Genomic DNA, 7,507 nt, shown 5'->3' with positions numbered 1-7,507 from the left:
GGGGGGGGGGAGGTCGGGCTCGGGCACGTCGGGTGGGTCCACGTCGGGGCCACCCGCAGCGGGGTCCGGCCCGGCGGCGGGCGCCGCCGCCGGCGGGTCGCGGGGACCCGGGCCGCTCGGCCCGGCCGTCCACCGGGGGGCGGCCGTGGCGGCGCCGGGGAGGCGGACGAACCGGGCGGGGTCGAGCGGGCGGCCCCTGTCGTCGCGGACCTCGAAATGGAGGTGGGCGCCCGTGGAAACGCCGTCGCGGCCGGGGCGCCCGCCGCTCGCGCCGATCGCGACCCCACGGCCGACGCGGAAGCCGGGACGGAGGGCGGCGTCGACGGAGGCGAGGTGGGCGTAGCGCGTCCGGACGGGCTCGCTCCCGCGGATGCCGCCGGGGTGGTCGATCTCGACGACGAGCCCGTAGCCCGGCCGTCGGCCGACCGCGTAAACCGTGCCCGGGGCGACGGTCCACACGGCCGTCCCCGCCGGGACCGCGAGGTCGACGCCGTCGTGGTGGCTCGCGCGTCCCGAGACGGGGTGGGCGCGCGGGCCGAACGGCGAGCTGACGACGCCCTGGACCGGCCCCATCGGGAGGCGGGGGCCAACAGCGAGCGGGGCCTCCGGCGACGGGGCCTCCGGCGACGGGGCCTCCGGCGACGGGGCCTCCGGCGACGGGGCCTCCGGCGACGGCGGCCCGGCGGCGGCGACCGCCGAAGAGGCGACCGCCGGAGAGGCGACGGGCTCGGACGTCGACGGGTCCGCGGCGACGCCGCCCTGCGAGGCGAGCCGCTCGGCCGTGAAGCCGGAGGCGAGGAGCGCGGCCACGACGGCCGCCGTGCGGAGCGTCGTCATGGCGCGGGCGGGGCGTCGTGGGCACGGGCGCGGGGCGCGAGCGGCTCCAGGGCGAGCGCGTCGGGCGCGCGCCCGTCGCCCCCCGCGTCGTCGCGGAGCTGGCGGCGCAGGCGGCGGCCCTGGACGACGGCGTAGAGGGCCGGGATCATGACGAGCGTGTGGACCGTCGAGGTCACGAGCCCGCCGACCATGGGCGCGGCGATGCGCTGCATGATCTCGCCGCCGGTCCCGGTGCCGAGCATGGCGGGCGTGAGCCCCAATATCGTCGTGAAGACAGTCATCAGCTTGGGCCGGACGCGGTCGACGGCGCCCTCCTCCAAGGCGGCCTTCAAGCGCGGCACGCTCGTGAGCCAGCCGCGCTCGCGGTAGCGCGCGACGGCCTCGTCGAGGTAGACGTGCATGACCACGCCGGTCTCGGCCGCGAGCCCGGCGACGGCGATGAGCCCCACGCCGACGGCGATCGAGAAGTTGAACCCGAGCGCCAGCATGAGCCAGACGGCGCCGACGACCGCGAACGGGAGCGGGATCATCAGGAGCAGGGCCTCCTCGGCGCTCCGGAAGTGGAGGAACAGCAAGAGGAACACGACGGCGAGCGTGATGGGCACCAAGACCGCCAGCCGCCGGTTGGCCCGCTCCATGTACTCGTACTGCCCGCTCCACCGGATCGAGTAGCCCGGCGGGAGGTCGACGGCCGCCTCGACGGCCGCCTGGGCGTCCTGGACGTACGAGCCCACGTCGGCCCCCTCCTCCAGGTCCACGTAGACCCACGCGTTGGGGCGGGCGTTCTCGGACTTGATCATGGGCGGGCCGCTCACGAACGCGAACGTCGCCAGCTCGCCGAGCGGGACCTGGGCGCCGCCGGGCGTCGGCACGAGGACCTGCTGGAGCGCCGGGAGGTCGTCGCGGAGGCCGCGGGGGTAGCGGACGTTGACGCCGTAGCGCTCGAGCCCCTCGACGGTCGTCGTCACGTTCATCCCGCCGACGGCCGCCTGGAGCACGTCCTGGACGTCGCCCGACGTGAGCCCGTAGCGGGCGGCGGCGAAGCGGTCGACGGTGACGTCGAGGAAGCTCCCGCCCATGACGCGCTCGGCGTAGGCGCTCCGCGTGCCGGGGAGGGCCGAGACGGCCCGCTCGACCTGCTCGCCGAGCCGCTCCAGCGTCTCGAGGTCCTCGCCCGCGATCTTGACCCCGACCGGCGTCCGGATCCCGGTCGCGAGCATGTCGATCCGCGTCTTGATCGGCATGGTCCAGGCGTTGGTGAGGCCGGGGAACCGGATGGCCGCGTCGAACGCCCGCGTCAGGCTGTCGCGGTCGACGCCGTCGCGCCACTGGTCCTCGGGCTTCAAGATGATCGTCGTCTCGATCATCGAGAGCGGGGCCGGGTCCGTCGCCGTCTCGGCCCGGCCGATCTTGCCGAACACGCGCTCCACCTCGGGGAACGAGGCCAGGATCCGGTCGGTCCGCTGCAGGATGTTCTTGGCCTCCTGGGGCGAGACGCCCGGGAGCGTCGTCGGCATGTAGAGCATGTCGCCCTCCCAGAGCGGCGGCATGAACTCCGATCCGATCTGGGGGAACGGGACGTAGGTCTCACCCAGGAGCAGCCGCTGGACCGGGAGCACGGTCACGAACAGGAGCGAGAACCCGACCAGGAGCACGGCGCGCGGGTGCCGGAGTGTGCCCCGGATGACGGGCCGGTAGGCGGCGATGAAGAACCGGGCGACGGGGTTCTTCTGCTCCGACCGGATTTTCCCCTTGACGAAGACGGCCATGAGCGCCGGGACCAGGGTCACGGCGAGGATGGACGCCGCCGCCATCGAGAACGTCTTGGTGAGCGCGAGGGGCCGGAACATGCGGCCCTCGACCTGCTCCAGCGTGAACACGGGCAGGAACGAGACCGTCACGATCAGGAGCGAGAAGAACAGCGACGGCCCGACCTCTTTCGCGGCCTCGATCACGGCCCGGACGCGCTCGCCCTCCGCCAGCGGGGGCGGCTCGTCTGGGGCGGCCCCGCTGGCGGCCCCATCCCCCGTCCCGTATCCCTCCCTATCCCTCTTCGCCTCTCGCGCCCGCTCGATGTGCTTGTGGGCGTTCTCGACCATGACGAGCGAGGCGTCCACCATCACGCCGATGGCGATGGCGATCCCGCCCAGGCTCATGATGTTGGCGTTGATCCCCAGGAGCCGCATGACCCCGAGCGCGATCAGGATGCCGACCGGGACCGTCACGAGGGCGACGAACGCGCTCCGGACGTGGAGCAGGAACACGATGACCACGAGGGCCACGACCAGCATCTCCTCCCAGATCGTCGTCGAGAGCGCCGAGACGGCGCTCGCGATGAGCTCGGAGCGGTCGTACTCGGTGACGACCTCGACGCCAGGGGGCAGGCCCGGCGAGACCTCGGCGATCCGCTCCTTCACCGCGTCGATCGTCGCCTGGGCGTTCTCGCCGCTCCGCATGACGACGATGCCGCCGACGACCTCGCCCTCGCCGTTCACGTCGGCGATCCCGCGCCGGATCTCGGGGCCGAGGCGGACCTCAGCGATCTGCCCGACGGTGACGGGCGTCCCGCCCTCGGCCTTGACGACGACCTGGCGGATGTCGTCGAGGCCGGTGAGGTAGCCCTTCCCGCGGACGATGAACTCGCGCTCGCCGAGCTCCAAGAGCCGCCCGCCGACGTCGCGGTTGCTCCGACGGAGCGCGCTCGCGACCTGGCCGATGGGGACGCCGTAGGCCGCGAGCCGCTGGGGGTCGACGACGACCTGGTACTGCTTCTGGAACCCGCCGACCGTCGCCACCTCGGCCACGCCCTCGACGGCCTGGAGCTCGTAGCGGAGGTAGAAGTCCTGGACGGCCCGGAGCTGGGCGAGGTCGTACGTGCCCGTCGTGTCGCGCAGGCTGTACTGGTAGACCCAGCCGACGCCCGTCGCGTCCGGCCCCAAGGCGGGCGCGGCCTGATCGGGGAGCCGGTCCTGGACCTGGGAGAGGTACTCGAGGACGCGCGAGCGGGCCCAGTACAGGTCGGTCCCGTCCTCGAAGATGACGTAGACGAAGCTCGTCCCGAACATGGAGTACCCCCGGACGGTCCGGGCGCCCGGGACGGAGAGCATGGCCGAGGTGAGCGGGTAGGTCACCTGCTCCTCGACGATCTGCGGGCCCTGGCCGGCGTACTCGGTCCGGACGATGACCTGGACGTCGGAGAGGTCCGGGATCGCGTCGACGGGCGTCGTGAGCGCGGCCCACGCGCCGAGCCCGGCGACCATGAGCGTGACCAGCCCGATGAGGAGCCGGTTCTCGGCGCTCCACTCGATGAGGCGCTCGAGGGCGCCGTCTTTGGCTCTGGAATCTCGCATCACTCGGTGGGGAAGTCGTCGGTGTCGGCCATCTCCATCCCGCCGGTCATGGCCCCGAGCGACGCCGCGAGGCGGGCCTCGGAGTCGATCAAGAACTGGGCGCTCGTGACCACGCGGTCGCCGACGGCGAGGCCGGACAGGACGCGGACGACGCCGTCCCCCTCCTCCCCGATCGTGACGGGCTGGGGCCGGAAGCGGCCGTCGCCCAGGGCCAGGATCACGGCGGCCTCCCCGACGCCCTCGCCGCCCGTCCGGACGATGGCCTCGGTCGGGACGACCGGCCCCGACGCGCTCGCGGCGCCGAAGAGCGTGGCCGTGGCGTACATGCCCGGCCGGAGGCGCCCGCCCGCGTTGGCGAGCGTGATCCGGGCCGTGCCCGTCCGCGTCGACGGGTCGAGCGTGTCGTAGACGTAGTCGACGCGGCCCCGGAGCTCGTCGCCCGGCAGCGAGGTCACGGCCACGACGGCGCGCGTGCCGGGCGCGACCCAGCCGAGGTCCTGCTCGGGGACGTCGACCTGGAGGTAGAGCGCGCCGAGGTTCACGATGTCCATGAGCGGCATGCCGGGCGTGGCCTGCATGCCCTCGACGATCCGCTTGTTCTGGACCGTCCCGCTCGCGGGCGCGAAGAGCGTGATCCGCTCCTGGATCGTGCCCGAGCGCTCGACGGCCGCGATCTGCCCGGCCCCCAGCCCGAAGAGGCGGAGCCGGGTCCGGGCCGCCTCGACGAGCCGGGCCGCCCCCTCCCCGCCGCCCAAGAGCTCGCGGTTGCGGACGGCGAGGAGGAGCTCCTGCTGCGTCGAGACGAGCTCGGGGCTGTAGATCTCGAGGAGCGGCTGGCCCTGGCGGACGCGCTGGCCCTCGGTGTCGACGTAGAGCCGCTCGACGAACCCGCCGACCCGGAGCGTGACCGTCTCGCGCCCGGCGTCGCGGGCCTCGAACGTGCCCGTCGTGCGCAACGTCCGCTCGATCTGGCCCGTGGCGACGAGGGCCGTCCGGACGCCGATGTTCTGCAACGTGACCGGGTCGATCTCGACGGTCCCGGCCGGGGCGCCGGACACGGGCACGGGCTCGAGGTCCATCCCACAGATCGGGCACGTCCCCGGCTCGTCCTCGACGATCCACGGGTGCATCCCCGACTGGTAGACCACGCCGTCGCCGTTGGCGTCGAACTGGGCGAGACCGCCCGGGGAGCCGTCGCCGGAGGCCGCCGCGCCGCCGGGCGCCTCGGCGGGCGGGGCGTCGGCGACGGCGTCGGACGAGTCGCCCCGCGTGAGCGCCCACGTCAGGCCGACGGCCGCCACGAGGGCGAGGAGGGCGAGCATGACCCAGCGGGCGCGGCGGGGGCGACCGTCGCGGGGCGCCTCGTCGTAGGGATCGGCCGGGTCGGGCGCGTCCACCGGGGGCGGGGCGGGCGGGGTCTGGGTGTCGGGGGTCATCGGTCCTGGAGGGGAGAGACGGCGGGGGTGGTGAGGCCGACGGCGCGGGCGAGGTCGGCGGCCGCGTCGAGGAGCCGGGCGCGGGCGTCGACGAGGCCGAGCTGGACCTGGAACCGGGCGCGCTCGGCGTCGAGGAAGGCGAGGAAGTCGACCGTGCCGGTCGTGTAGCCCGCGAGCGCGGACTCGACGGTCGTGAGCGACTGCGGGAGCAGGACGTCGCGGTACAGCGCGACGGACTCGGCGGCGCGGCGGGCGTCGGAGAGCGCGTCGGCCACGTCGGCCTGGACGGCGGTCTCCGTGGCCTGGAGGCGGGCCTGGGCGGCCCGCTGGCGGAGCCGGGCCTCGTCCACGCCCGCGCGGAGCCGGTCGCGCCCGAGCGGGATGCGGACCGAGGCCATCAGCCCGAGCGCGTCGCGGCCCGTCGCCGTCGGCGGCGCGTCGGCGGGCGCGACGTCGGTGTAGACGACGCCGACGCCGAGGTCCGGGTAGTAGGCCCGCTCGGCGAGCGCCACGTCGGCCTCGGCCTGCACGATGCGGGCCTGGGCCTGGGCCACCTCGGGGCGGAGGCCCAGGGCGAGCGCGTCGAGGTCGAGGTCTGTGGGGAGCGCGGGCGGCGGCGTGACGACGCGGCCCACGGTGAGGCCCGGCCGGTCGAGCACGCGGGCGAGCGCCTGGACGGCCCGGTCGCGCTGGCGGCCCAGCTCGATGAGCCGCTCCGCCAGCCGCTGCCGTTCGAGCTGGACCTGGAGGACGGCGCCCTGGGGACCTCGCCCGACCTCGTAGCGGACCGCCGCGGCCTCGGCGAAGGCGTCCAGCCGCGCCTGGAACGAGCGGACGACCTCGGCCGCCTCCTGCGTCCGCACCAGGTCGGCGTAGGCCCGCGTCGCGCGCTGGCCGAGGTCGAGGGCCGTCACGTCGGCGCCGATCCGGGCCGCCTCGGCGGCGGCGTCGGCCGCGTCGCGGCGGAGGCCGAGCGTGCCGGGCCAGGGGAGCATCTGCTCGACGCGCCACTGGCTCCGCTGCGTGCCCCGCGCCGTGAGGATGGGGTACGGGGCGACCATGACCGACGCGGTCGGGTCGGGGAGCGCGCCGACCTGGTCGCCGCGGCGCGCGAGCGCACGGGCGTCCAAGCGGGCAGCCTGGAGCGTGGGGTTGTCCGCGTAGAGGGCGCCGAGGACGGCGTCGAGGCGGAGGGTGTCGGGGGCCTGGGCGCGGGCGTGGGGTGCCGCGGCGGCCAGGCCCGCCAGCAGCGCGAGGCGCGCTACGGATGCGAGGGTCATGGTCTGGAGCAGATCGACGACGGTGTGGGAGGACGCGGGCGCGTCCGTGGACGCCAGAGGCGTCGCGTCACGTCGGATCGGCTCAGACCAGGAAGACCGAGAGGGCGAGGTGCCGGCGGGGGCCGGGCGGCGGGCCGGCGTCACGCGGCGGCGCGTGGGCGCGCGGCGCCGCCCGAGGCACCACCGTACCCGCCACGACCGCCGCCAGCGCGGCGTCGGTGACCGGCGGCGGCGGGGCCGTGGCCACGTCGTGCCCCGCGGCGGGGGCCTGGGCGCAGCACGTCGCGCCGTCGTCCGGGGCCTCAGGGGGCGGGCAGGACTCGCTGCAGCAGCGGTTCACCAGGGCGTCCGCGACGGTCGCCGCGGCGGGGCCGGCGGCGAGGACCAAGAGGGCGACGGCCAGGAGGGACGCCAGCCCGAGGGACGGGGGTGCGGAGCGAGTCACGTGGGGGAGATACGCACCACCCCCGCCGTTCGCTCCTGGTCAACCTTAAAAGGCCTTCAGGTAGGGCCATATGCGCCGTCCGTTCACGGACGGTCGGCGTTGGACGCATCCCGACCGGGCGCGCGTCGGCTGCGGTAACGCCGACACAGCCGCTGCGTT

General features: G+C 75.2%; 5 protein-coding genes. All 5 read right to left on the bottom strand.

Annotated features, from left to right (window positions below):
• Positions 1-837, bottom strand: an 837-nt coding sequence (locus BSZ37_RS20920) for a M23 family metallopeptidase (protein WP_095512622.1), incomplete at its 3' end; no start/stop codon positions are given.
• On the bottom strand, positions 834-4,187 hold the full coding sequence (locus BSZ37_RS20915; protein WP_095512621.1) for an efflux RND transporter permease subunit: 3,354 nt from the start codon (positions 4,185-4,187) through the stop codon (positions 834-836). The genes BSZ37_RS20915 and BSZ37_RS20920, both read right to left, overlap by 4 nt.
• Positions 4,187-5,623, bottom strand: a complete 1,437-nt coding sequence (locus tag BSZ37_RS20910; RefSeq protein ID WP_095512620.1) for an efflux RND transporter periplasmic adaptor subunit — start codon at positions 5,621-5,623, stop codon at positions 4,187-4,189. Before BSZ37_RS20910 ends, BSZ37_RS20915 begins: the two co-directional genes overlap by 1 nt.
• Positions 5,620-6,903 carry a TolC family protein gene (locus BSZ37_RS20905; protein ID WP_095512619.1) on the bottom strand — a complete coding sequence of 428 codons (1,284 nt, stop codon included), beginning with the start codon at positions 6,901-6,903 and terminating at the stop codon, positions 5,620-5,622. Before BSZ37_RS20905 ends, BSZ37_RS20910 begins: the two co-directional genes overlap by 4 nt.
• A gap of 82 nt (positions 6,904-6,985) precedes the next feature.
• Positions 6,986-7,348, bottom strand: coding sequence for a hypothetical protein (locus BSZ37_RS20900; RefSeq protein ID WP_095512618.1), 363 nt, complete (start codon positions 7,346-7,348; stop codon positions 6,986-6,988).
• Positions 7,349-7,507 lie beyond the last annotated feature (159 nt).

It is taken from the genome of Rubrivirga marina, from assembly GCF_002283365.1.
GTDB lineage: Bacteria > Bacteroidota > Rhodothermia > Rhodothermales > Rubricoccaceae > Rubrivirga > Rubrivirga marina.
The sequence above is the reverse complement of the archived record's forward strand: the minus strand, read 5'-3'. Positions and strand labels throughout refer to the sequence as shown.

What these genes read in the sequence shown, in the direction of transcription:
- BSZ37_RS20915 (WP_095512621.1), bottom strand. Translation starts at nt 4,187, where the DNA reads ATGCGAGATTCCAGAGCCAAAGACGGCGCCCTCGAGCGCCTCATCGAG.
- BSZ37_RS20910 (WP_095512620.1), bottom strand. Translation starts at nt 5,623, where the DNA reads ATGACCCCCGACACCCAGACCCCGCCCGCCCCGCCCCCGGTGGACGCG.
- BSZ37_RS20905 (WP_095512619.1), bottom strand. Translation starts at nt 6,903, where the DNA reads ATGACCCTCGCATCCGTAGCGCGCCTCGCGCTGCTGGCGGGCCTGGCC.